The organism is Streptomyces novaecaesareae, assembly GCF_000716875.1.
Classification (GTDB): domain Bacteria; phylum Actinomycetota; class Actinomycetes; order Streptomycetales; family Streptomycetaceae; genus Kitasatospora; species Kitasatospora novaecaesareae.
This window is the reverse complement of sequence record NZ_JNWQ01000053.1, coordinates 18,402-42,180: the sequence shown is the minus strand read 5'-3', so window position 1 is coordinate 42,180 and position 23,779 is coordinate 18,402. Positions and strand designations below refer to the sequence as shown.

The following is a 23,779-nucleotide window of genomic DNA, read 5'->3' as shown; positions in this document are numbered from 1 at the left end:
TCGGACGAGCCGACAGCGCATTGAGCGGCTCATCCACGCCTCCTAGGCTCAAGGAGCCGACAACGGACCGGACACCAGGCCGGGACAACACGCCGGCCGGCGAACTGACGACGAGACAGGTGGAGGGGCGAGCCGTGGAGCGGATCGTACTGGGGGACGTGGAGATCATCCGAGTGCTGGAGTACCAGGGGCCGTTCGCCCCGGCGGCGGCGATCGTGCCCGCCCTCGGCGAGCCGGCCTGGACCGGCGGCGACGCCGCCCTGGCACCCGAGCACTACGACCCCGCCTCCGGCGCCTACATCGGCGCGCTGCAGACCTGGGTGGTGCGCAGCGGGGGCCGGACGGTGCTGGTGGACACGGGCGTGGGCGCCGGGCGCGAGCGGCCGTCGACGCCGATGTTCCACCGGCGCGAGGGGCGCCTGCCCGAGCTGCTGGCGGCGGCCGGGGTGCGGCCGGAAGAGGTGGACGTGGTGGTGAACACGCACCTGCACGCCGACCACGTGGGGTGGAACACGAAGGAGGAGAACGGGAGTTGGGTGCCGACGTTCCCGAACGCGGTGTACTTCCTGCCGGCGGCGGACCGGGCGTTCTTCGACCCGGCGGCCGGGCACGCGGCGCGCAGCACCGCCGGGCTGGATCCGCGGCGGTGGGCGGAGTGGGACTTGGTGTTCGGGGACAGCGTGGCGCCGGTGCTGGCGGCCGGGCAGGCGAAGGAGTGGTCGGGCTCGCTGCGCATCGACTCGGCGCTGGTGCTGGAGGAGACGCCGGGGCACACTCCGGGCTCGTCCGTGCTGCGGGTGGAGTCGGGCGGTGAGCGCGCGGTGTTCGTGGGGGACCTGATGCACTCGCCCGTGCAGCTGGCGCACCCCTCGTGCAACAGCTGCTTCTGCCTGGACCCGGCGCAGGCGGCGGCGAGCCGGCTGCGGGTGCTGGAACGGGCGGCGGCGGAAGGGGAGTTGGTGATCCCGGCGCACTTCGCGGGGGCGGGCGCGGCGCGGGTCAGGCGGCAGGGCGCAGGGTTCGCAGCCGACTGGGTGCGGTGAGGAAGCCTTCCCCTCCGAGCCCCCCCTCCTCCGAGTTTGAGCCCCCTCCTCCGCCCCGCTTCCTTCCCTGAGCCGGGAGGAGGCGGGGCAGCCGCGGTGGCGGGGGCTGAGTGTGCTCAGTCCAGGCGCAGATCGGAGAGCTGCTTACCGGACACGGCGAGGTCGTCCCCGGGCCGGGGGTCGGTTGCCCTGGCGGCCAGGAGCGAGGCCATCTCCCGGCCCGCCCGGTTAATGCGTGCGGGCAGGCCTTCGGTGTGCGCGTCGCTGGCCGAACCCCAGTCCTCCGACGCCGCGTACACGGCGGTCGGGATGACCACGGTCCGCAGGTAGGCGAAGAGCGGGCGCAGCGCGTGCTCCAGGACGAGGGAGTGACGGGCGGTGCCTCCCGTCGCCCCGATCAGGACCGGCTTGCCGGCGAGGGCGCCCGGATCGATCAGATCGAAGAAGGACTTGAACAGCCCGCTGTAGGAGGCGCTGAACACCGGTGTCACGGTGACCAGGCCGTCGGCGCTGGTCACCGCTTCGATCGCGGCGGCCAGCTGCGGTGGGGGGAATCCGGTGACGAGGTTGTTGGCGACGGCGACGGCCAGGGCGCGCAACTCGATGACGTCCACCTCCGTCTCGTGCCCTTGGCCGGCGAGCTCGTCGCGGACCGTGTCGGTGAGACGGTCCGTCAGCAGGCGTGTGGACGAGGGGGTGCTCAGACCCGCGGACACGGCGACGAGCCTCATGCGGCCACCCCGTCCCCGGAGGCCTCGGAGGCCTCGGAGGCGGCGGCGAGCAGGGACCGGTGGGTCGGCGCCTCGGGTACGTCGGCCGGCCGGCCCTTCGCGAACTCCTCCCGCAGCACCGGTACGACCTCCTCGCCCAGCAGGTCGAGCTGCTCCAGGACGGTCTTCAGCGGCAGTCCCGCGTGGTCCATGAGGAACAGCTGGCGCTGGTAGTCACCGGCGTACTCGCGGAACGACAGGGTCTTCTCGATGACCTGCTGCGGTGAGCCGACGGTCAGCGGGGTCTGGTCGGTGAACTCCTCCAGCGAGGGCCCGTGCCCGTACACCGGTGCGACGTCGAAGTACGGCCGGAACTCGCGTACCGCGTCCTGGGAGTTCTTCCGCATGAAGACCTGGCCGCCCAGGCCCACGATCGCCTGCTCCGGTGTGCCGTGCCCGTAGTGGGCGTAGCGCGTCCGGTACAGCTCGACCATGCGCTTGGTGTGGTCGGCGGGCCAGAAGATGTTGTTGTGGAAGAAGCCGTCGCCGTAGTACCCGGCCAGTTCGGCTATCTCGGGGCTGCGGATCGAGCCGTGCCAGACGAAGGGCGCTACGCCGTCCAGCGGGCGCGGGGTCGAGGTGAAGCCCTGCAGCGGGGTGCGGAACTTCCCCTCCCAGTCCACCACCTCCTCGCGCCACATCCGGTGCAGCAGGCTGTAGTTCTCGATGGCGAGGTTGATGCCCTGCCGGATGTCCTGGCCGAACCACGGGTACACCGGGCCGGTGTTGCCGCGGCCCATCATCAGGTCGACGCGGCCGTCGGCCAGGTGCTGGAGCATGGCGAAGTCCTCGGCGATCTTCACCGGGTCGCTGGTGGTGATCAGGGTGGTGGCGGTGGAGAGGACCAGCCTGTCCGTCCTGGCCGCGATGTAGCCGAGCATCGTGGTCGGCGAGGACGGCACGAACGGCGGGTTGTGGTGCTCGCCCGTCGCGAAGACGTCCAGGCCGACCTCCTCGGCCTTCAGCGCGATGGCGACCATGGCCTTGATGCGCTCGTGCTCGGTCGGCGTCCGCGCGGTGGTGGGGTCGGGTGTGACGTCTCCGACGCTGAAGATTCCGAACTGCATGGTTTCCTCCGGATAACGAGTGATTCAGTGACTCTCGAACGGTAGGAGTCCACCGCGCGGCCGGGATGACTGTGCGTGCACGGGACGTGGTCCCACAACGTCCTTCAGGCCCGCCCGCCCCGGCCGTCCGAGCACACCCGCCCGCCCCGGCCGTCCGAGAGCAGGCGCAGGCACACCCGCCGGGGCCGCGGCCCGGACCGCGGCCCCGGGCCGTGCCTCAGGCGCGGACCAGCGGCGTGTCGACCAGGTGCTCGGCCAGGAACCACGCCTGCCGTTCGCCGGTCCGGATCACCTGGGAGACCAGCAGGTCGTTGGTGCCGTCGTCACCGAGCTCCGCGGTCCGGGCGGCGGCGTCGTGGGCGTCGATGAGGATGGTCTCGTGGGCCGCCAGCAGCCGGGACAGCATGGCCGGCACCTCCTCCACCCCGTCCGGGGGCCGCGGGATCGACGTGATCTCGGCGACGTGCCGGGGATCGCCCACCGCCACGCCGCCCAGCGACTGGACGCGTTCGGCGATGGTGTCGATGATTTCGAGCTGTTCGCCCGCGTGCTTGTCCAGGACCAGGTGCAGCTGGTAGAAGGTCGCGCCGCGCATCAGCCAGTGGTGCTTCTTGTAGAGGCCGTAGAGGATCTGGGTGTCCGCGAGGACCCTGTTCAGGCGCTGGCAGGAGTACATCCGCGCCTCGAAGGACAGGGCGACCGGGAACTGCTTGACGGTCCCGAACTCCTGGATCACCTCGCCCTTCTGGTGCAGCCAGGGCTGGCTGCTGTGGGTGGACGGGGGGTTGGTGGTCATGGCCGCCTCCTGCGGTGCCGGGTTGTGCGTACTCCGGCGACGCTAGGCGCCCGGTCGGGGCACCGCTTGACCCGCAGTGCATGCGCTGCTGCCCGCCAGCGCACGGGGGCCGGTGCCCGGGCCGGGCGTTCGCTCTCGGTCAAGCCCCCGTGCACCGGCGGACTCGGGCCGCTCCCCGGCAGCTCTAGCGTCGCGGGGAGCGGCCGCGTCCGGAGCGCCGGCACAACAGTGCCGGCACAGCGCCGGCACAACAGCGCCGGCACCACGAGGAGAGGCATGAGGACGAACGAGCGGACGCCCCCGGGCGCCGGGCGCCGCCGCACCATGGTGGGCCGCAACCCCGGCGAGCCGCACCGGTCCGCCACCTCGCTGGAACTGTTCTTCGACCTGTGCTTCGTCGTCGCGGTGGCGCAGGCCTCCGCGAGCCTGCACGGGGCGCTGACCCAGGGGGACCCGGCCGGCGGTGTGCTGCGCTTCGCGCTGGTCTTCTTCACCATCTGGTGGGCCTGGATGAACTTCACCTGGTTCGCCTCCGCCTACGACCCGGACGGCGTCACCTACCGCCTGACGGTGCTGGTGCAGATCACGGGATCGCTCGTCCTCGCCGCCGGCGTGCGCCGCGCGTTCGAGGACGGGGACCTGCACGTCATCACGCTCGGATACGTCGTGCTGCGCACGGCGCTGGCCGCGCTGTGGCTGCGTGCCGCGCTGTCCGATCCCGCCCGGCGCAGGACCGCACTGCGCTTCGCCGCAGGGGTGACGGCGTGCCAGATCGGCTGGGTGGGGCTGCTCGTCGTCCCGGCGCCGCTGCGGCTGCCGGGCATCGCGGTGATGATCCTGGCCGAGGTGTCCGTTCCCGTGTGGGCGCAGTCCGCCGGGATGACGCCCTGGCATCCGCACCACATCGCCGAGCGCTACGAACTGTTCACCCTCATCGTGCTCGGCGAGTCCGTCGCGGCCGCCACCCTCGCCGTGCGCAGCGCCTTCGACCGGCACCAGGGCACCGGTTCGCTGTACGCGTTGGCGGCCGGCGGCCTGCTCATGGCCTACGCCATGTGGTGGCTGTACTTCGCCCGGTCGGCGCGCACGCTGCTCGCCACGACGCACCGGGCCCACCGCAGACGGTTCCCCTGGGCCTACGGGCACTACCTGATCTTCGCCTCGGCGACGGCCGAGGGCGCCGGCCTGGCCGCGTACGCCGATCACCTCACCCGCCACACCGCGGGCCCGCCGATCGCTGCCGGCGCCGCGGTCACCGTTCCGGCGGCCGTCTTCCTGATCACGGTCTGGGCGGTGCACCTGCGGCCGCACCAGAGGAGCACGGCCGAGCGGATCCCGTTCCCCGTCGCCGCGGTCGGTGTCCTGGCGGCCGCCGCGTCCCCGGCACCCGCGCTCCTGGCCGGTGTGCTGCTGGCGGGCCTGGTCGTGGTGGTCACGGTACGGGAGCGCGCCGCGCGGCCGTGACACCGCCGACCGCCGGATGCCGGCCGTCGACCACCGGCCGTCGTACGCGACCGTAACCGTCCCCCCACGCACCGGAGTTGACCCCACCGCGGCGCACGGACAGGAAGTGCGCTGTCGGAACGCAGCCAGTGCACTGCCGGGACACACGGACACGTCGGCCCGACATAGCCTGGCGGCACAGCAGTCGACGTTCACCCGGGCCGGGCCCGTGCACCGCACGGAAGACCCACCCGGAACGCGGACCGGTTCGGCTCGGGCGCAGTGACTGCGCATTCCCGGGCTCCTTACCGTCCGCCGCTGTCGACGCACGAGGACGTCGGTGCAGACGCATCCGACGCCGTTCATCCCGCAGGAGGTCGTCGAACGTGTCCACGATGCCGGTCGGTGGGCTGGTTCCCCGCGCCACCGACAACGCCGCGGACCTGGTCGTCCGCAACGCCAAGATCCACACCGGAGACCCGGTCCGCCCCCAGGCCGAGGCGCTCGCCATCCGCGACGGCGTCATCACCGTCGTCGGCGACGACAACGACGTCGCACCCCACGTCGGCCCGGACACGAAGGTGGTCGACGCCCTCGGCCGCCGGATGGTCCCCGGCCTCAACGACGCACATCTGCACGTCATCCGGGGCGGTCTCAACTACGTACTGGAGCTGCGCTGGGACGGTGTTCCCACCCTGCGCCAGGGCCTGGCCATGCTGCGCGAGCAGGCCGCCCGCACCCCCAAGGGCCAGTGGGTCCGGGTGGTGGGCGGATGGTCGGCCGAACAGTTCGCCGAACGGCGGCTGCCGACCGTCGCCGAGCTGAACGCCGCCGCCCCCGACACCCCGGTGTTCGTCCTGCACCTGTACCAGTCGGCGGTGCTCAACCGGGCGGCCCTCAAGGCCGCCGGATTCACCCGGGACACCCCCGACCCCAAGGGCGGCCAGATCGTACGGGGCCGCGACGGCGAGCCCACCGGGATGCTGCTGGCCGCCCCCAGCGCCCTGATCCTCTACGCGACCCTGGCCAAGGCCCCGGTGCTGGAGGGCGAGGACAGGAAGACCTCCACCCGTCACTTCCTGCGGGAACTGAACAGGTTCGGCCTCACGTCGGCGATCGACGCGGCCGGAGGGTTCCAGAACTTCCCCGACAACTACAGCACCGTCGTCGAACTGGCGAAGGCCGGCCAGCTGTCGCTGCGCATCGCCTACCACCTCTTCCCGCAGACCGCCGGTCAGGAGATCGACGACCTCACCCGCTGGATCGAGATGGCCAGCCCCGAGGACGGGGACGAATGGCTCCGCCTCAACGGCGCCGGCGAGAACCTCACCTGGGCGGCCGCGGACTTCGAGAACTTCGCCCAGCCGCGCCCGGACCACCCCCCCTACGAAGCCGAATTCGAGAAGGCCGTACGCCTGCTCATGGAGAACGGCTGGGGATTCCGGCTGCACGCCACCTACGACGAGACCATCCGCCGGGACCTCGCCGTGTTCGAGAAGCTCGCCGCGGAAGGACTCTTCCCGGCCGGCAACCGGTGGCTGTTCGACCACGCGGAGACCGTCTCCGCGGACAGCCTCGACCGCATCGCCGCCCTCGGCGGCGCCATGTCCGTGCAGAACCGGCTGTCCTTCCAGGGCGAGGCGTTCCTGGCCCGCTACGGCCCCGGCGCCGCCGCGGACGCCCCGCCGATCCGGGCCATGCTGGAGCGCGGCCTGACCGTCGGCGCCGGCACCGACGCCACCCGGGTCTCCACCTACAACCCGTGGGTCGCCCTGCACTGGCTCATCACCGGCCGCACCGTCGGCGACCTGGTCCTGCGACCCCCGCACAACCGGGTCGACCGCCGGACCGCACTGGCGATGTTCACCGAGGCGGGAGCCGCACTGACCGGGGAGGAGAACCTCAAGGGCGTCCTGCGCCCGGGCTTCCTCGGCGACCTGGCCGTCCTGTCCGAGGACTACTTCACCGTGCCCGAGCAGGAGATCGCCCACATCGAGTCCCTGCTGACGGTCGTCGGCGGCCGGATCGTCTACGCCACCGCCGAGTACGAGGGCCTGGACGAGGAACTGCCGCCGGTCAGCCCCGAGTGGAGCCCGGTGGCGCACTTCGGCGGCTACCAGGCCCTGCCCGGCACGGGCCTGTCCGGCGCCCGCCAGGCCGAGTTGCTCGGCCAGGCCGTCGCCGAGTCGGAGCAGCACCGCCAGTGGCGCGTCCGACGCGGCCAGGCCTCGGAGGCAGCGGGCGAGTTCTTCGACCCCTGCTTCTCCCTCTGACCCCCCGGGCGGGGGCCGGTCACGAGCCGCCCCCGCCCGGGACACCCACCGACCCGCGCCCCCCGGCGCACGGTCGGCCGCGACCGACCCGCGCCACCCTGCGCACGGTCGCCCCCGACAGCGGACACCCGTCCGCGATCACGACACACCCGGAAAGGCCCCTCTCATGGTCAACATCTCCGCAGTCACCGCGGCCCCCAGCCCCGACCTGCTCACCCCCGACAACTGCGCGGTGCTGTTCATCGACCACCAGCCGCAGATGTTCTTCGGCACCGGCAGCGGCGACCGCACCGCGATCATCAACGCGACCGCCGGCCTGGCGAAGTCCGCCAAGGCGTTCGACGTGCCGGTCGTGCTGAGCACCGTGGCCGCCGAGTCCTTCTCCGGCCCGATCATCCCGCAGCTGTCCGAGGTCTTCCCCGACCAGAAGATCATCGACCGCACCACGATGAACGCCTGGGAGGACGTCGACTTCGTGGAGGCCGTCAAGGCGACCGGCCGCCAGAAGCTCGTCATCGCCGGCCTGTGGACCGAGGTCTGCGTCGTGCTGCCCGTGCTCTCCGCCATCGCCCAGGGCTACGACGTCTACGTGGTCACCGACGCCTCGGGCGGCGTCAGCCCGCAGGCCCACGAACACGCCATCCAGCGCATGGTCCGGGGCGGCGCGGTCCCGGTGACCTGGGTGCAGGTGCTGCTGGAGCTCCAGCGTGACTGGGCCCGCAGCGAGACCTACATGTCGGTCATGGACGTGGTGCAGGAGCACGGCGGCACCTACGGCCTCGGCGTGGTCTACGCGCAGGCCTTCATCGGGGACCACGCCGCCGGCTGACCCCCACTCCCTCGCAGAGCAGTAAAGGACCGAGTGTCAGGAACAGGCAGGAAACGATGAACGCTGGACTGCTGGCCCTACGACTGGTGGTGGGACTCCTCATCGCCGGCCACGGGGTCCAGAAGGTGAGCTTCCGACTCGGAGGCCACGGCCTGGCGGGCGGCACCGAGGAGTTCCGCCACGACGGGTTCCGCGGCGGCCGGCTGACCGCGATCGCCGCGGGAGCCAGCCAGATCGGCGCCGGCCTGTTCCTGACCGCCGGACTGCTCACACCCCTGGCGGCGATGGCCGCCATGGGCGTGATGACCGTCGCGGGCACCGTGAAACGGCCCAAGGGCCTGTGGGTGCAGAACGACGGCTACGAATACCCGCTGGTCCTCGTCGCCGTCTGCGCGGCGCTGGCCCTCACCGGGCCCGGCCGGTGGTCGCTCGACCACGCCCTGGGCATCACGCCCTGGCCGCTGTGGATCGTCCTGCCCGCCATCGTTTTCGGCCCGGTGAGCGGACTGCTCACCCGCGTCGCACTGCACCGCCCGCCCGCCGCAACGGAAAGGAAGCAGCATGCGCAGGCTGCTGAATGACGCCGCCCGCACACTCGTACCGACCGCAGAGGACCGCCACGGCCCGCTGCTGCCCCTGATGCTGACGCTGACGGTGGTCACCGGACTGGTCGACGCGGTGAGCTACCTCGCGCTCGGGCACGTCTTCGTCGCCAACATGACGGGCAACGTGGTCTTCCTGGGATTCGCCCTGTCCGGCGCCGCGAAGCTGTCCGTACTCGCCTCGGTCGTCGCCCTGGCGGCGTTCCTCGTCGGCGCGTTCACCGGAGGCCGGCTCGGCACCCGGTTCGCGACGCACCGCGGAAACCTGCTGAAGACGGCCACCGCCCTGCAGACCGTGCTGGTCGCGGTCACCGTGGCCACCGCCGCACTCACCGACGGCCGGGTCACCACGGGCGTCCAGTACACCCTGATCGTGTTCCTCGGGATCGGCATGGGCCTGCAGAACGCGGTCGCCCGGCGCCTCGGCGTCCCGGACCTCACCACGACCGTCCTGACCCTGACCCTGACCGGGCTGGCCGCGGACTCCACCCCGGCCGGCGGCCAGGCGCCGCGCCCCGGCCGCCGCATCCTGTCCGCGCTGGCGATGCTCCTCGGCGCCTTCGCCGGAGCCCAACTCGTCCTGCACGGCCACCTCGTGCTCACCCTGGGCCTGATCCTGCTGCTCCTCGCCCTCGTCGCCGCGACCACCCACCGCCTCTCGGCCGGCGCCCCGGCCTGGACCCGGCCACCGTCCTGACCGTGGGCGCCGGTTCAGGCTTCCGGCCGGCGGACGCACTCGATGAGGTAGTCCCCGGTGGCAGTGTCGACGGTGACGCCGTGCGCCTCGCTGTGGAAGCCGGGGAAGGCCCGGTCGAAGGACTCCAGCGCGCGCAGGTAGCGCAGGAGCGGTCCGTCGGCGGCACCGGTCGACTCGCCGGGCATGAGCACCGGGATGCCCGGAGGTGTCACCGTGACCATGGCGGCCGCGACCCGATCGGCGGCCGCGCTCAGGCGTACGCGTTCGGTGCCCCCTCGGATCAGCCGCTGGTAGCAGCGCTGGGGCGGTTCCACGGGCTCGGGGAGCTGCTGGAACGCGGTGTCGAGTGCGGTGATCAGCTCCGCGCGGGTGAGGTGCTCGTGCATCCGCTGACACAGGTCGCGCAGCGTCGTGCCCGCGTACCGGGACGGGAACTGGCCGACGAGGCCGGGCAGCACCCGCTCCAACGGTGCATCGGTGTCGTAGAGGGATTTGAAGTCCATCAGGGCGTCCAGCAAGGTGCCCCACTTGCCCTTGGTGATGCCCATGGAGAACAGGATCAGCGTGGTGTAGCTGTCGGTCTTCTCCACGACGATCCCGCGGGTGGCCAGGTACGCCGTCAGCACGCGGGCGGGAATGCCCCAGGGCGAGGTCGCGCCCTTCGCCGTCACCCCGGGGCAGGTCAGGGTGACCTTGATCGGATCGAGCATGCAGTAGCCGTCACCGAGGCCCTCGAAGCCGTGCCAGTCGGCGCCCGGTTCCAGCAGCCAGCAACTCGCCTCGTCGCGCAGCAGCGCCGCGGGGGCGTCGGCGAAGGGCATGCGCCGGCCGGTGGCCGGATCGGTGACCTCGTCGGGCTGCCAGATACCGAAGAACCAGTCGGGCCGGTCCCCGGCGTCGACGATCCGGCGTCCGGTACGGATGACGGCCTGGCGGAAGCGGATGGCCTCGGTGAGCGCCTCGCCGATCAGCCACCGGCCCTGCGGGCCGTCCATCATCGCGGTCGCCACGTCGAGGGAGGCGATCGCCGGGTAGAGCGGTGACGTGGTGCCGTGCATCATGAACGCCTCGTTGAAGCGCTCGTGTTCGACGGGCGCGCGGGGCGAGGTCCTGACGTGCACCATGGCGCCCTGCGACAGCGCGGCGAGCAGCTTGTGCGTGGACTGCGTGGCGAACACGGTGGGCCGCTGCGGGCCGTCGAAGGTGTCCGGGCCGACGGCCATGCCGTAACGGCGGGCGTAGAGGGGGTGGAAGCGGGCATAGGCGAACCACGCCTCGTCGAAGTGCAGGCGCGGTGTGCTCGGGGCGAGCGCGTGCGCCGCAGCGAGGGTGTCGTAGCACAACCCGTCGTAGGTGGAGTTGGTCACCACCGCGTACTGGGCCCGGTCGGACACCGCCCCGGCCGTCAGCGGGTTGGCGGCGATGCGGGCGGCCACGGCGTCCGCGGCGATCTCGGCCGGCGGCAGCGGGCCGGCGAGACCGTAACCGTTGCGGGTGGGAACCAGGTACACGGGACGGGCACCGGAGATCACCAGGCCGTGCAGCACGGACTTGTGGCAGTTGCGGTCCACGAGCGCGATCTCGTCGGCGGTGACGCAGTAGTGCCCCACCATGCGGTCCGCGGTGGAGTTGCCGTGCAGGACGAAGTACGTGCGGTCGGCGCCGAAGACCCGGGCGGCGTTGCGCTCGGCCTCCCCGATCGGCCCGTTGTGCTCGAACAGCGACCCGAGCTCTCCCACCGAGATCGACAGGTCGCTACGGAAGAGGCGCTCGCCGAAGTAGTCGAAGAAGGCCCGCCCCGCCGCAGACTTCAGGAACGCGACACCGCCGGAATGCGCGGGGGTGTGCCAGGAGTACTCGTGCGCGTCGTCGAAGCGGCGCAGCGCCTTGAAGAACGGCGGAAGGACGTCCCGGTGGTAGGCGCGGGCGGCGGCGGTGACCCGGCCGGCGATGAAGGCGGCGGTGTCCTCCAGCGGCCAGATGTAGCCGACCACGGCCTCCGAGACCCACAGCGGCAGCCGCTCCAGGTCGTGGTCGGACTCGTCCGCCATGAGCAGGAAGACCGGGAGGTCCTTGAACCGGCGCTGGATCAGCCGCAGGACGTCCGCGCCGCCGCCCTCCTGGTCGCCGCCGTCGTCGCCGTCCCCGCCCGGCAGGTCCCAGGCCACCACGGCCGCCGCGAGCCCCGACTCCGTGCGCAGGACCGCCCGCGCGTCACGGGCGGTGGCCGCCCAGCGCAGCGCCAGACCCTGGTTCTCCAACTCCTTGCCGATCCGCCGCAGTTGCTCGGTGCTCACCCCTCCTTGCAGCGGGTTCTCGCGCAGCGCCAACAGCACCGTGCCGCTCACCATGGCAGCTCCCCTCCGTGATCCCCTGCACCCTTCGGCGCCCGGCACAGTCTCGTCCGGCCAGGGCACGTCAACGGCGGTATTCGCGCCGCTTCACCCGAAGGCGGTAACACTGGCGGGTTCGGCCTCCAGCCGCAGGGTGTGGGTCGCGGCGAAGGGCAGCAGGTCGTCGTGCCGGTCCGGCAGGGCGATCACCAGGGCGGTGTCCGGCAGGGCGCGACGCAGGCCCGTCAGCATCCGCACCGCCGTACGGTCGTCGAGGCCGGCCGTCGGTTCGTCGAGCAGGAGCACCGCGGGTGCCCGCAGCAGCGCTCTCGCGATCACCAGGCGGCGGCGCTGGCCCTGCGAGAGCGCGCCGCCCAGCGGGCCCGTCGGGGTGTCGAGGGGCAGCTGCTCCAGGGCCGCGGTCGCCAGCGCGGCCCGCAGGGTGTCGTCGTCCGCGCCCGGGGCGGCCTGGCGCAGGTTCTCGGCGACGGTCGCGTCGGCGATCCAGTCCTCCGCCTCGACGAGGGTGAGCGAATCGGCGAGCGCACGGGCGGGCAGGGACTCGACGGGGACGCCGTCGAGCAGCACCGACCGGGGCTCGGTGGGGCGGATGCGTCCCGCCAGTGTCTCCAACAGGGTGCTCTTGCCACTGCCGTTGGGCCCGGTGACCAGGACGACGCTGCCGGGCCCGATCACCGTGGACCACCGGGTGCGGGCGTCGCCGACGCCCACCGGCACGTGCTGGGCCACCAGGGTCGCCCCGGCGGCGCCGGTGAGCGGCGACGTCGACGTCGACGGGGACGGGGACGGGGACGCGGTCGGCGGCCCGTCCGGGAGGCCGCGGTTCGCCAGATCCGTCAGCCGCAGGGCGGCGTCGGCGGCCAGGCCGCGGTCGCGGAGCACCTGGGGGAGCGTCTCCATCAGCTCGTACGCGGCCGCGACCAGCAGCACCTCGCCGATGGCGTCGGCAGCCGGCTGGGCGAAGACGGGACCGGACAGCGCCAGGACCAGGACGGTCGTCTGGCCGGCCGCGGCCAGCAGCCGCAGGAGCAGCTTGGAGCGGCGCAGCACCGACTCCGCCGCGGCCTCGGCCCGACGGGCCCGGCCGACCGCGTCCGCGACCCGGTCGCGGACCGGATCGACCGCGTCCAGGCAGCGCAGTTCCGCCAGCGCGGAGCGCGCGCTGAGCAGCCCGGTGCGGGCGGCGGTCCACGCCTCGGCCGCCGTGCGCCGGTGGTCGCGGGTGCGTCGTTCGCCGGCCACGGCCGTGGCCGTGGCGAGCGCGAGCAGCAGCAGTTCGGCCGCACCCGACGGCGGACTCGCCACCGTCAGCAGAGCGACGACGACGGCGGCGGTCAGGCCGATCCCGGCCAGCGGCGGGACGACCCGGGCGGCCATGGCGCCCACCGCGTCGACGTCGCCGGTGAGCCGGGCCATCAGGGCGCCGTCCCGGTGGTCGCGCAGTTCGCGCGCCGGCACGGTGGTCGCGGCGCGGACCAGCCGCGAGCGCAGCGAGACGGTCGCGCCGAGCAGAGCGCCGTGGCCGACCAGGCGTTCTCCGTAGCGCAGACCGGTGCGGCCCAGGGCGAGCGCGCGGACGGTCCCCGAGGGGTACATCCACGACCAGGTGGTGTTCGCCTGTGCGGTGACCACCGCGCAGGAGGTCAGGAACCAGCCGGACACCCCCAGCAGAGCGGCGGCACACAGTTCGGCGGTACCCGCGAGCACCATGGCGAACAGCAGGTCGCGGCGCGCCCGGTGGTCCGCCGCGCTCCACAGCAGCCTGAACGCGGTCACAGCGCCTCCTTGATCCGGGACACCCGTCCCCGGCTCAACCGCACGACGTCGTCGGCGATGTCGAGCAGTGCCGGGCTGTGTGTCGTCAGCAGCACGGTGCGGGTGCGCGCGAGCGTGCGGACGGCGCCGATGACGCGGGCCTCGCCGTCCGGGTCCAGATGGGCGGTGGGTTCGTCCAGGCACAGCAGCGGTGCGTCGCGCAGCAGCGCCCGGACCAGCACCAGTTGCTGCATCTGCCCGGAGGACAGCCCCAGGCCCCGTTCCCCGACCCGGGTCGACAGCCCCTGGGGCAGTGCGGCCAGCAGGTCCTCGAAGCCCAGTGCCGCGAAGGCCGCGGTCAGCTCCTCGTCCCCGGCGTCGCGCCGGGCCAGCAGCAGGTTGTCGCGCAGCGTGCCCGGGAGGAGGTAGGAGGGCTGTCCGGCCCATGCCGTCATGGCGGGCGAGGCGGGCACGGTCACGGAACCGACGCAGTGCAGGCACCGTCCGCGGTCCGGTTCGCGCAGACCTGCCGCCACGGAGAGCAGGGTGGTCTTGCCTGCGCCGCTGGGCCCGCCGATGGCCACGACCGCACCCGGCGGCACGGTCAGCGTCACGTCGTCCAGGGCCAGGTCGTGGCGCCCCGGGTACCGGACCGTCACCCCCTCCAGGACCACCCCGGCCGGGCTCGGCGGGCTCGGACGACGCGCGGCGGGCACATGCGCAGCGGGACGGCCGGACGGTCCGGCCGGAGCCCGCTCGATGATCCCCGCGATCAGCTCGGCCGCCGCGGATGCCTCGGCGCGGGCGTGGTAGCCGCGCGCGAGTTCCCGGGCGGGCGCGAAGTACGCCGGGGTCAGGACCAGGACGAACAGTGCGGTGCCCAGGCTCATGGTGGACGGGACCACCGGCAGGTCGAGGTAGCCGAGCAGGGCGAGCCCGCAGTACGTGGCGACGACCGCCATGGCCACGGTGATGAGCAGCTCGATCCAGGCGGTCGAGAGGAAGGCCACCCGCAGGACGGCGTTGGTGCGTCTGGCCAGTTCCCGGTCGGCCGCCTCGGTCGCGCGCACCGCTTCCTCACCGGCTCCCAGGCCGATGAGCGTGGGCAGTCCGCGCAGCTGGTCCAGCAGGTGGGTGCTCAGCTGCCGGGTGGAGGTGAGCTGGGCGTGCACGGCGGCGCGGGTGCCCATGCCGATCACCTTGAGGTTGAACGGCAGCAGCGGGGTCGCGAGCACCAGCAGCAGCGCGACGGCCCAGCTGCCGGCCAGGATGGCGGCCAGGACGATGCCGCTTCCCAGCAGCATCGTGCGCCGGGCCGGGACGTACGTCGTCAGCCACGGGGTGAGCCGGCCCACCTCGCTCTCCAGCGCCTCGCCGAGAGCGGCGTCGGGCACCTCCTCCGGTGGCGTGCCCGTGGACGGGAGCGCGGCCAGGAGCAGGCGGGCGCGCAGGTGGTCCCGGACGGCGGCCGCCCCGCCGTCGGCGACCCGGTCGGCCGCCGCGAGCAGGGCGGCGCGCAGCAGCAGCCCGGCGGCGACCAGGGCCGCACCGGAGAGCACCGGAGCCAGGGCCACACCACCCCCGTGCGGGGAGCCCAGTGCGGCCTGCGCCGCCCGGCCCAGCCCCGCCGCCCACAGCACATGGCCCGCGGCGGCCAGCCCGCGCAGGGTGCCGGCCCGCCGGAACGCCGGTTCGCCGACCGCCGCCCAGCGGGCGAGCAGCCCCGCTGCCCGCTGCCGGCCGTCTTCGTCGTCCCGGCCGAGCCGGGCGAGGTGGTCGGGGATGTCGGTCACTGGTCGGCGGCCCGGAGGTCGAACTCGCCGGCGGCCGCCGAGCGGCGCTCGGACCGGATCCACACGGCGAGCGCGGTCACGGCGAACAGGGCGACACCGGCCGGGCCGATCCACACCCGCACGCCACCGAAGACGTCCTGCGAGACGGCGGCCACCGCCACGGCCAGCAGGGTCAGGAGCACCCGCCGGGCGACGACGACCGCCCACGGGCCGCCGCCCGCGGCCGGAGCCACCGCCGCGGGCCGCTCCACGGCAGCCGCGGTGCCGGCCGGGCCGTCCGCGACGGAGACGTCCGCGACGGAGACGTCCGCCGGCCGGGAGAACTTCCCGCGGAAGACCCACCACGCGTAGACGTTGTAGGCCAGCACGACCGGCATGCACCCGCCGACCCCGATGAGCAGGAACAGCTGCGAGCCGTGCGGGCCGGCGGCCGCGTGCACGGTCAGGTCGGGCGGGACGACGACGGGCGCCGTGGCGGCGACGAGCGCGAGCAGGCCCGCGGCCTCCGTACCGGCCACGGCGGCGAACGGACGCCAGTCGGGCCGGCGCCCGAAGCCGTACCAGGCGATCCCCGCGCAGACCACGGCCACGGCCACCGCGAGGCCGAACAGGGCCGCGCGCAGCGGCTGGTCGAAGCGCAGGGGCTGCGGGTCGGCGAAGCGGAGCCCGAAACCCAGGACCAGGCCGGCCGCCCCGACCGCCAGGATCAGCGGTCGGCCCAGCCGGCCCGCCCACGCGTGGGCGCTCCCCGTGGTCTTGTCCTGCAGCCACGCGGCCCCCGCCAGCAGGTAGACGGCCACCAGCCCCAGGGCGCACAGCACGCCGTAGGGCGTCAACCAGTCCCAGGTGCCCCCGGTGAACGTCTGGCCCGAGTGGCGCAGTCCGGACAGCACGGCCCCGGCCACGAGACCCTGGCACACCGTGGCCACCAGCGAGGCGAGCCCGAAGACGAGGCCCCAGCCGCGCCGGTAGCCGGGGGCGGCGCTCTGCAGCTCGATGGCCGTGCCGCGCAGCACGATGGCGAGCAGCATGACGACGAGCGGCAGGTAGGCGCCGGGCAGCACGGTGGCGTAGACGCCGGGCAGGCCCGCCCACAGCGCGACACCCGCCAGGACGATCCAGCTCTCGTTGGCGTCCCAGGCGGTCGCGATCAGCTCGTTGTACTCCTTGCGCCGCCGGTCGCTGCGGTCGAACAGGCTCAGGATGCCGACGCCCAGGTCGTAGCCGTCGAGCAGCACGTAGGCGCCGAGGGCGAGCAGGACCAGGGCGTATGACGCGTACTCAAGCATGGCTGATCTCCGTGGAGTGGGCGGTGGTGCCCGCGTCGGTCACCAGGTGCTCGGGGCCGGTGCGCACCGTGCGCACGATGTAGCGGATCCACAGCCCGAGCAGCAGCGCGTAGAGGGCGACGAAGCCGGTGAGGCTGGCGATCGCCGCGCCGAGGGAGAGGTGGGAGACGGCGTCGCTGGTGCGGATCAGGCCGTAGACGACCCAGGGCTGCCGGCCGGCCTCCGCCGTGATCCAGCCGCCGCTGATGGCCAACACGCCGGCCGGCGTCATCCACACCATCAGCCGCAGGAACCGCCGGGCCGTGTACAGCCTGCCGCGCAGCCGCAGCACCAGTCCGGCGAAGGCCATGGCGAACATCGCCAGGGCGGTGAAGTACATCGCCCGGAAGCCGTAGAAGGCGGCCCACATGTTGGGGCGTTCGTCCTCCGGCGTCTGCAGAAGTCCGGGGACGTGCGCCTGCCCGGACAGGTCCTTGCCGATGACCGCGCCCAGGTGCGGGATCCCCACCTGGAACCGGTTCTCGCCCTTGTCGGTGTCGGGCACCACGAACAGGTTGTAGCCGTTGTTGTCGGTCTTCCAGTTGCCTTCGAAGGCCTCCAGTTTCGCCGGCTGGTGCGCACCCATGAACCCGGCGGTGGCGTCGCCCACGTACAGCTGTACGGGCATCAGGATCGCCAGCACTCCCAGGGCGATGGACAGGGTGCGGCGCGCGAAGGGCAGCGCCCGCCGCTTGACCAGGTACCAGGCGGCGATGCCGCCGATGAACCAGGCGGCGCTGATCAGCACCGCGAGCAGGATGTGCGGGTACCGGTAGGCGAACGCCGGATTGAACAGCACGTGCCACCAGTTGCTCGCCCGGAACTGGCCGTCGACCTCGGTGAAACCGGCCGGGTCCTGCATCCAGCTGTTGGCGGACAGGATCCAGGTCGTGGACAGCAGGGTGCCGACGACGAGCATCCAGCAGGCGAGCGCCATGGTCCGGGGGCGTACCCGGCCGTCGCCGTAGAGCATGATGCCGATGAACCCGGCCTCCAGGAAGAAGGCCGTGATGACCTCCATGCCGATCGTGACACCGAGGATCGGGCCGACGGCGTGGGCGTATCGGCCCCAGTTGAGGCCGAATTCGAAGGTCATGACGGTTCCGGCGACCACGCCGAGGCCGAATCCGACCGCGAATATCTTCTTCCAGAAACGGAATATCTGGAGGTACAGCGGATTCCCGGTCCTGAGGTGGAGCGTGTACGTCACGGCCAGGAACAGGGAGAGTCCGACGGTCAGTGCGGGAAAACTCATGTGGAAGACCGCGGTGACGGCGAACTGCCATCGCGATATCTCCACCACTGCGGGCGATGCCACGGTGTTTCCTCTCGATCGGACGACTCCTTGGGGGCACCGTAGGACCGGTCGGCGGGCGCCCGTTGCCTCTCGGCGCACGGCACGTGTCCCCACAGCGCAACGCACCCGGAGGCGGCAGGCCTGCGCGAGCGGGCCGGTTCAGTCCAGCCGGCCGGTGAGCTCGGCGAGGGCGCGGTCGATGTCGATGTGAAGGCCTTCCGTCCCCGGCGGCACGAGCGCGTCCGTGCGCCGCAGGAACGCCGCGACGGCCGACGCCGCGATGTCGATCAGTGCGGTGCCGGTGGGGGACCTCAGGACGACGCGCACGGTGCGCGGACGGCCGCGGGGCAGGGGAGCCACCAGCACGTCCCCGGTACCGGCGGGCCCGCACAGGCCCTCCGCGAGCAGCGAGCGGGCGAACACCCACTCCACCGGGCCGGCCGAGGGCGCGCCCAGGCAGAGGCGGACGGCGTAGGGGTCGGCCGGGTCGTAGTGCAGCTCCGCGGGCAGCGGGGTCGGCGGCTCCTCCGGGACGCTGACGTGCACGGTCACCGAGCATCTGACCGGCGATGGAGGCTGGATCATTTCATTCCCCTCATTCCCCGACAAGGCGGTAGGGTCGGATTTCCTTGAAATGACCATAAAATCCCGCGGTGGGGGAACATTGTCGCGGAATGCATGGAATGTGGTACGAGAAAGAACCCGCTACAGCGCCGCGCCCCGGGTGCCGCGCCATTCCCGGGGGGCCATCCCGTAGCTGGCCCGGAACGCCCGGCTGAAATGCGCGGCACTGGTGAAACCCCAGCGGTGCGCCACCGCGGCGATCGTGGTGCCGTTGCCGCGCGCCAGATCGCGCCGGGACTCCTCCAGGCGGCGCCGCTGGATCCACCGGCCGACCGTGGCGTCCTCGTTCTCGAACAGCTTGTGCAGGTAGCGCAGCGAGATGTGGTGGGCCCGGGCGATGATCTGCGGGGTCAGGTCGGGATCCGCGAGATGCCGGTCGATGAAGGCCTGGATCCGCAGCAGCAGCGCCCGGTTCCCGCCGGGCGTCTCCGCGCCGGACCGGCCGAGGACCTCGGCGGCCATCACGCCGAGCAGGTCCACGACGCTGCGGGCCATCAGCTCGCCGGTACGCGCCGGGTAGGTCCCCGCGCCGTCCACCAGAGCGGACAGGAACGGCGAGAGTAGGCCGCCCAGGGGCGTGTCGGGGCCGAGCGGGGAGGCCGTGACGTGCGCCATCTCGGACTCGCTCAGGCCCAGGACGTCCCTCGGCAGGACGAGGGACTTCGTCCGGAAGGACTGGGGGAGGTTCAGCCGGACGGGGCGCGCCATGTCGTAGACGAAGATGTCCCCCGGCCCCAGGAGCGCTTCCCGGCCGTCCTGCTCCAGGCGGGCGACCCCCCGGTCCAGCAGTTTGACGACCACGTACTCGTCCTCACCGCCCTGCGCGACCAGCTGGCGGGTGCGCAGCGCGGACAGGCAGTCGCCGGCCACGGTGACGGCCTGGAGCCGGCCGAGCGGTGTCGCACGGATCGTGCCGGAGTACACCTCGTCGGGGACGGTCATGTCCACGGCGCCGAACGTTTGGGACAGGGCGTCGCGCCAGTACCGCCGCCGGTGGTCGACGGGCAGCGAATCGGTGGTGTGGAAGCTGCCGGGGGCGATGCTTCGTTCCTGGACCAGTGCGTCAGGTGCCATCAGATCCGTCCCTCTTCGATCGGTGCGCCTTCTCGTACACCGTGCCAGGGGCCCGGGCCGCGGCACATCGCGTGAATCCGCTAGATCGCAGGTGGGGCCGGGGACGGCCTCATTCGACGGTGCCGCCGGCGGCGCCGGCGGTGACGTAGCGCTGGGCGAGGACGAGCAGGACGGCGGCGGGGACGGAGGCCATGACCGCGGTGGCCATGATGGCGTTCCACTGGTTCGTGTGGGCGCCGATGTACTGGTAGACGCCCAGAGTGATCGGCCGGACGTCCTGCGTGGTGGTCAGGGTGAGGGCGAAGAGGAAGTCGCTCCAGGTGAAGAGGAAGGTGAAGACGCCCGCGGTGATCAACGCGTTCCGGCTCATCGGGAGCACCACGGAGCGGAAGGCGCGCAGCTGCCCGGCGCCGTCCACCTGCGCGGCCTCGATGACCTCCCCGGGAATGCTCAGCATGAACGCGCGCAGGACGATGATCGCGAAGGGGAGCCCGGCGGTGGAGTCGGCGAGGATCAGTCCGGCGTAGGAGTTCAGGAGCCCCAGGTCGCTGTAGGTGCCGTAGAGCGCGTCGGCCACCACGATGCCCGGCACCATCTGGGTGATCAGGATGCCGAAGAGCACGAGGCCGGCTCCGCGGACGCGCAGCCGGGCCAGCGCGTAGGCCGCCGGCGCGGCGAGCCCGAGGCTGAGGGCGACACTGCCGAGGGCCACGACGAGGCTGGTGAGGAGGTTGCGTCCCTGATCGCGCAGTGCGGTGACGTACCCGCCGAGGTCCGGACGGGAGGGGAACCAGCCTCCCCGCAGGGTGTTGCCCGCCGGCTGGAGGGAGGCGTTCACCATCCAGTAGACGGGGAACAGCATCAGCGCGACCAGCACGATCCCGACGACGGTGGACAGCAGGCCACGGCCCGGTGCGCGCCTCACGCGATCCCCTCCCGGACGCTGCGGGCGCGACGGCCGGCGCGCAGGTAGACGAGGGCGAAGGCGAGCGAGATCACGATGAGCACGTTGCCCATCGCGGCACCGCGCCCGAACTCGAACTGCCGGAAGGACAGTTCGTAGGCCTGGGTGGCGAGGGTCTCGGTGGCGTCGGCCGGTCCTCCGCCCGTCACCACGAGGATGATGTCCACCACCTTGAGCGTGTAGACCACGCCCAGCACCAGCACGACGCCCACCACGGGCCGCAGCAGGGGCCAGGTGACATGGCGGAACGAGCGCACCGGGCCCGCGCCGTCCAGCTTCGCCGCCTCGTACAGGTGCGGGGGGATGTCCTGGAGGCCGCCGTACAGGATCGCGGTGTTGAAGGGGATCCCGACCCAGACGTTGACGAGGATCACCGACACCAGCGCCTGCGAGGTGCCGGTGAGCCAGGGGATCCCGGACGACGAGAGGTGCAGGCCGCGCAGCACCGCGTTGACGACCCCGGTGTCGGGGTCGAGCATCCACCTCCACGTCGCTCCGGAGACGACCAGCGGCAGCAGCCACGGCAGCAGCAGCAGCGAGCGCAGGACGCCGCCGAGCGGGAAGCGGCGCCGGAAGAACAGGGCGAGGCCCAGGCCGATGACGAACTGCCCGCACAGGGAGCCGGCGGTGAACAGGGCCGTCGTCAGCAGGGCCTTGGGGAACAGGTCCGACGTCAGGACCTTCGCGTAGTTCTGCAGCCCCACGAACGGCGCGGAACCGGTGTAGAACGTCGTGGCCGTGTACTGCTGGAAGCTCATCACGACGTTCTTGACGACCGGGTAGCCGAAGAACAGCAGCAGGTACACCGCGGCCGGCGCGAGGAACATCCACCGGGCCGCCCGCTCCCCGGAGCGCGCCTCAGCCACCGGTCGCGATCTGCTGCGCATGCCTGAGGGCTTCCTCCGGTGTCTGCTGGCCCGTCAGCGCGGACTGGATCGCGGTGTAGATGCCGGTCGCCGCCTGGGGCCACCTGACGCCGAGTTCGCCGGTACGGGCCCGTGCCGCCTCCACGCTCTCGACGAAGGCGGCCATCGACGGGACCTGCTGGGCGTACCGGGCGGCCACGGCGGTGCGCGAGGGCACGGTGAAGTGCTGTTCGGCCAGGGCGAGCATGGTCGAGGGGCTGTTCAGGCAGGCGAGTACCCGGGCGGCCTTCTCCTGCCGGGCCTTGGAGGCGCTCTGCGGGACGGTCCACACCTCGCCGCCGAGCGGTGTGACGGGGGTCTGTCCCGCCCGGGGGACGGGGATGGGGGCCACCGCCCAGTGCAGGTCCTTGTCCTTGTCCAGGGCGGGGATCCGCCAGGGGCCGTTGATCATCATGGCTGCCCGGCCGGCGGCGAACTGGTCGTGGACGTCGGCCTGGGTCCAGTTCAGCACCGACTTCGACATGGACCCGCTCTTCACCAGGTCGACCCACAGCTGGAGCGCCTGCGCCGCCTGCGGGGTGTCCAGCTGCTTCTCGTCGCCGCCGTTGGACCACAGGAAGGGCATGAACTGCCAGGTGCCCTCGAAGGTGGCGTTCGCGTCGAGCGCCAGGCCGTAGCGCCCGGGGCGGGTCAGCCTGGCCGCCGCCGCCTTCAGCTCGTCCCAGGTCCTCGGCACCGCGACACCGGCCTCGGCGAGCATGTCCTGGTTGTAGAAGAGGGCGACGGTGCTGGCGTAGGGCGCCAGCCCGTACACCTTCCCGTCGTAGGTGCCCGTCGACAGGATGCCCGGGGCGAAGCCGCTGGAGTCGATGCCGTACCGGTCCAGCGGGGTCAGCGCGCCGGTCTGGGCGATCTGCTGCAGGTCGGGGTTGTCCAGCATCAGCAGGTCGGGAAGGGTCCGCGACGACGCCTGCTGCAGGACCTTGGGGATGAGCGAGGCCCCCGGGACGCTGGTCTGCTCGACCTTCACCCCGGCGGTCCTGCCGCAGTCGGAGAGCGTCTGGGCCCATTGGGTGTGCTCGGGCTCGTCGGTGTAGTAGTCGAGCACGGTGATGGAGGTGACCTCGCCCGGGGCGGGCCCGCCGCCGCAGCCGGCGGCGGTCAGCAGCAGGGCGGTGGCCCCGGCCAGGAGGGCGGCGATCCGTCGCGCCGGAGGTCTGGCCGGTGAGATCATGCTGCGCCTTTACCGATGTGCCGAGGGGCGGGACGTCTGTGGTCGGGGTCGGTCGGTGTCGTGGGGGTGAGCGGGCCCGGGGCGCCGTCAGGACGGTCCGTGCCGGCGTCTTCCGTTCGAACGCATGCTATCGGGTTCCACGTGCTCAGAAGGCCTGCCGGAGCGCGTCGCCGTCCTCGCGCCCGCTGCCCCGTGCGGCGGCCTCCCGGATCATCGCCGCCACGCCGGCGGGCTGCGACAGCAGCACGGCGTGCGAGCCGTCCAGCACGTACTCGGTGGCCGCCATGCGCTGGGCCATGAAGCGCTGGGCGGTGGGGTTGAGCAGCCGGTCGGCGGTCGCGATGGCGTACCAGGACGGCTTGGAGGCCCAGGCCGGCGGGCCGGATCGGGAGGTCAGCGCCTTTTGGGCGATCGGGCGTTGGGCCACGGACATCACGTCCTTCACGTGGGGCGGCAGGTCGGCGGCGTACACCTGCGGGAACCGGTCCCGACGGATGTAGAGCTCGTTGCCCGGGCCGCCGGGAACGTGGGTGGGCAGGGCGGCGGTGACGGTCGCGTCGGCCACCGGCGCGGGGGCGAAGCGCTGCGTGATGTCCAGGACGCTCTCGCCGGCGTCGAGGCCGAACCCGGCGACGTAGCACAGCGCCACGACGTCGTCGGCGTCGGTGGCGGCCTGGGTGATGACCGCGCCGCCGTAGTCGTGGCCGACCAGGACGACGGGCCCGCCGATGTCGCGCACCACGCTCTGGACGTAGGCGGCGTCCTGCGCCAGGCCGCGCAGCGGGTTCGCCGGGGCGCGCACGGTCAGCCCGGCGGCATGCAGGAGGTTGATGACCCCGGCCCAGGACGAGGCGTCGGTGAACGCCCCGTGCACGAGCACGATGGTGGGTGGTGGGGGGACAGGTGGCATGGCGGTGCCCTCCGATCGGGTTCGCTTCCCAGCCAAGTGGGTTCGGGGGCGCCGGGCATC

Annotated in this window: 19 protein-coding genes and 1 pseudogene; 6 read left to right on the top strand and 14 right to left on the bottom strand. The window is 72.6% G+C overall.

Annotated elements, in window-relative coordinates:
- Positions 1-134: 134 nt before the first annotated feature.
- A complete protein-coding gene (locus OP86_RS20695; protein ID WP_030058857.1) occupies positions 135-1,043 on the top strand; it encodes an MBL fold metallo-hydrolase in 909 nt (302 codons plus the stop codon).
- Between the two features lie 116 nt (positions 1,044-1,159).
- Here OP86_RS20695 and OP86_RS20690 read toward each other — a convergent pair whose 3' ends face one another.
- The 3 genes from OP86_RS20690 to OP86_RS20680 form a co-directional block, all read right to left on the bottom strand.
- Positions 1,160-1,774, bottom strand: coding sequence for an FMN reductase (locus tag OP86_RS20690; RefSeq protein ID WP_030058859.1), 615 nt, complete (start codon positions 1,772-1,774; stop codon positions 1,160-1,162).
- Positions 1,771-2,880: an LLM class flavin-dependent oxidoreductase gene (locus OP86_RS20685; protein ID WP_033332722.1), complete on the bottom strand. Its 1,110-nt coding sequence runs from the start codon at positions 2,878-2,880 to the stop codon at positions 1,771-1,773. The genes OP86_RS20690 and OP86_RS20685 overlap by 4 nt, the downstream gene beginning before the upstream one ends.
- A 217-nt stretch (positions 2,881-3,097) precedes the next feature.
- Complete coding sequence (locus OP86_RS20680; protein WP_030058864.1) at positions 3,098-3,676, bottom strand: Dps family protein; 579 nt, start codon at positions 3,674-3,676, stop codon at positions 3,098-3,100.
- Between the two features lie 276 nt (positions 3,677-3,952).
- Here OP86_RS20680 and OP86_RS20675 point away from each other — a divergent pair, with 276 nt between their 5' ends.
- The 5 genes from OP86_RS20675 (at position 3,953) to OP86_RS20655 (ending at position 9,520) form a co-directional block, all read left to right on the top strand.
- On the top strand, positions 3,953-5,140 hold the full coding sequence (locus OP86_RS20675) for a low temperature requirement protein A (protein ID WP_030058866.1): 1,188 nt from the start codon (positions 3,953-3,955) through the stop codon (positions 5,138-5,140).
- Between the two features lie 365 nt (positions 5,141-5,505).
- Positions 5,506-7,392, top strand: coding sequence for an amidohydrolase (locus OP86_RS20670; protein ID WP_030058867.1), 1,887 nt, complete (start codon positions 5,506-5,508; stop codon positions 7,390-7,392).
- 166 nt (positions 7,393-7,558) lie between these two features.
- Positions 7,559-8,221 carry a hydrolase gene (locus tag OP86_RS20665; RefSeq protein ID WP_030058869.1) on the top strand — a complete coding sequence of 221 codons (663 nt, stop codon included), beginning with the start codon at positions 7,559-7,561 and terminating at the stop codon, positions 8,219-8,221.
- A 56-nt stretch (positions 8,222-8,277) separates the two neighbouring features.
- Positions 8,278-8,802 (top strand): DoxX family protein, encoded by a 525-nt coding sequence (locus OP86_RS20660; RefSeq protein ID WP_033332718.1) that lies wholly within the window; start codon positions 8,278-8,280, stop codon positions 8,800-8,802.
- On the top strand, positions 8,783-9,520 hold the full coding sequence (locus OP86_RS20655; protein ID WP_030058871.1) for a YoaK family protein: 738 nt from the start codon (positions 8,783-8,785) through the stop codon (positions 9,518-9,520). Before OP86_RS20660 ends, OP86_RS20655 begins: the two co-directional genes overlap by 20 nt.
- Before the next feature lie 14 nt (positions 9,521-9,534).
- On the opposite strand, the gene OP86_RS20650 is transcribed toward OP86_RS20655, so the two are convergent.
- From OP86_RS20650 to OP86_RS20600, 11 genes and pseudogenes are all read right to left on the bottom strand, one after another.
- On the bottom strand, positions 9,535-11,871 hold the full coding sequence (locus OP86_RS20650; RefSeq protein WP_030058873.1) for an Orn/Lys/Arg family decarboxylase: 2,337 nt from the start codon (positions 11,869-11,871) through the stop codon (positions 9,535-9,537).
- A gap of 90 nt (positions 11,872-11,961) precedes the next feature.
- Positions 11,962-12,546 (bottom strand): annotated as a pseudogene (locus tag OP86_RS39215) (ATP-binding cassette domain-containing protein); the annotation flags it as partial.
- Between the two features lie 1,100 nt (positions 12,547-13,646).
- On the bottom strand, positions 13,647-15,422 hold the full coding sequence (locus OP86_RS20640; RefSeq protein ID WP_245231813.1) for an ATP-binding cassette domain-containing protein: 1,776 nt from the start codon (positions 15,420-15,422) through the stop codon (positions 13,647-13,649).
- Positions 15,419-16,711: a cytochrome d ubiquinol oxidase subunit II gene (locus OP86_RS20635; RefSeq protein WP_033332716.1), complete on the bottom strand. Its 1,293-nt coding sequence runs from the start codon at positions 16,709-16,711 to the stop codon at positions 15,419-15,421. Before OP86_RS20635 ends, OP86_RS20640 begins: the two co-directional genes overlap by 4 nt.
- Positions 16,704-18,068, bottom strand: a complete 1,365-nt coding sequence (locus tag OP86_RS20630) for a cytochrome ubiquinol oxidase subunit I (RefSeq protein WP_051830338.1) — start codon at positions 18,066-18,068, stop codon at positions 16,704-16,706. The genes OP86_RS20635 and OP86_RS20630 overlap by 8 nt, the downstream gene beginning before the upstream one ends.
- Positions 18,069-18,206: 138 nt before the next feature.
- Complete coding sequence (locus tag OP86_RS20625; protein ID WP_245231812.1) at positions 18,207-18,593, bottom strand: SsgA family sporulation/cell division regulator; 387 nt, start codon at positions 18,591-18,593, stop codon at positions 18,207-18,209.
- A 159-nt stretch (positions 18,594-18,752) separates the two neighbouring features.
- The gene (locus OP86_RS20620) at positions 18,753-19,745 is read right to left on the bottom strand and encodes an AraC-like ligand-binding domain-containing protein (RefSeq protein WP_030058886.1); all 993 of its coding nucleotides are present in this window, start codon (positions 19,743-19,745) and stop codon (positions 18,753-18,755) included.
- A gap of 109 nt (positions 19,746-19,854) precedes the next feature.
- The gene (locus tag OP86_RS20615; protein WP_030058888.1) at positions 19,855-20,670 is read right to left on the bottom strand and encodes a carbohydrate ABC transporter permease; all 816 of its coding nucleotides are present in this window, start codon (positions 20,668-20,670) and stop codon (positions 19,855-19,857) included.
- Entirely contained in the window at positions 20,667-21,596 is a 930-nt protein-coding gene (locus OP86_RS20610) for a carbohydrate ABC transporter permease (protein WP_078653629.1), read from the bottom strand. The genes OP86_RS20615 and OP86_RS20610 overlap by 4 nt, the downstream gene beginning before the upstream one ends.
- Positions 21,568-22,809, bottom strand: coding sequence for an ABC transporter substrate-binding protein (locus tag OP86_RS20605; RefSeq protein WP_030058894.1), 1,242 nt, complete (start codon positions 22,807-22,809; stop codon positions 21,568-21,570). Before OP86_RS20605 ends, OP86_RS20610 begins: the two co-directional genes overlap by 29 nt.
- Positions 22,810-22,954: 145 nt before the next feature.
- Positions 22,955-23,719: an alpha/beta fold hydrolase gene (locus OP86_RS20600; protein WP_245231811.1), complete on the bottom strand. Its 765-nt coding sequence runs from the start codon at positions 23,717-23,719 to the stop codon at positions 22,955-22,957.
- Positions 23,720-23,779 lie beyond the last annotated feature (60 nt).

What these genes read in the sequence shown, in the direction of transcription:
- OP86_RS20690 (WP_030058859.1), bottom strand. Translation starts at nt 1,774, where the DNA reads ATGAGGCTCGTCGCCGTGTCCGCGGGTCTGAGCACCCCCTCGTCCACA.
- OP86_RS20685 (WP_033332722.1), bottom strand. Translation starts at nt 2,880, where the DNA reads ATGCAGTTCGGAATCTTCAGCGTCGGAGACGTCACACCCGACCCCACC.
- OP86_RS20680 (WP_030058864.1), bottom strand. Translation starts at nt 3,676, where the DNA reads ATGACCACCAACCCCCCGTCCACCCACAGCAGCCAGCCCTGGCTGCAC.
- OP86_RS20675 (WP_030058866.1), top strand. Translation starts at nt 3,953, where the DNA reads ATGAGGACGAACGAGCGGACGCCCCCGGGCGCCGGGCGCCGCCGCACC.
- OP86_RS20665 (WP_030058869.1), top strand. Translation starts at nt 7,559, where the DNA reads ATGGTCAACATCTCCGCAGTCACCGCGGCCCCCAGCCCCGACCTGCTC.
- OP86_RS20660 (WP_033332718.1), top strand. Translation starts at nt 8,278, where the DNA reads ATGAACGCTGGACTGCTGGCCCTACGACTGGTGGTGGGACTCCTCATC.
- OP86_RS20655 (WP_030058871.1), top strand. Translation starts at nt 8,783, where the DNA reads ATGCGCAGGCTGCTGAATGACGCCGCCCGCACACTCGTACCGACCGCA.
- OP86_RS20650 (WP_030058873.1), bottom strand. Translation starts at nt 11,871, where the DNA reads ATGGTGAGCGGCACGGTGCTGTTGGCGCTGCGCGAGAACCCGCTGCAA.
- OP86_RS20635 (WP_033332716.1), bottom strand. Translation starts at nt 16,711, where the DNA reads ATGCTTGAGTACGCGTCATACGCCCTGGTCCTGCTCGCCCTCGGCGCC.
- OP86_RS20620 (WP_030058886.1), bottom strand. Translation starts at nt 19,745, where the DNA reads ATGGCACCTGACGCACTGGTCCAGGAACGAAGCATCGCCCCCGGCAGC.
- OP86_RS20610 (WP_078653629.1), bottom strand. Translation starts at nt 21,596, where the DNA reads ATGCGCAGCAGATCGCGACCGGTGGCTGAGGCGCGCTCCGGGGAGCGG.
- OP86_RS20605 (WP_030058894.1), bottom strand. Translation starts at nt 22,809, where the DNA reads ATGATCTCACCGGCCAGACCTCCGGCGCGACGGATCGCCGCCCTCCTG.
- OP86_RS20600 (WP_245231811.1), bottom strand. Translation starts at nt 23,719, where the DNA reads ATGCCACCTGTCCCCCCACCACCCACCATCGTGCTCGTGCACGGGGCG.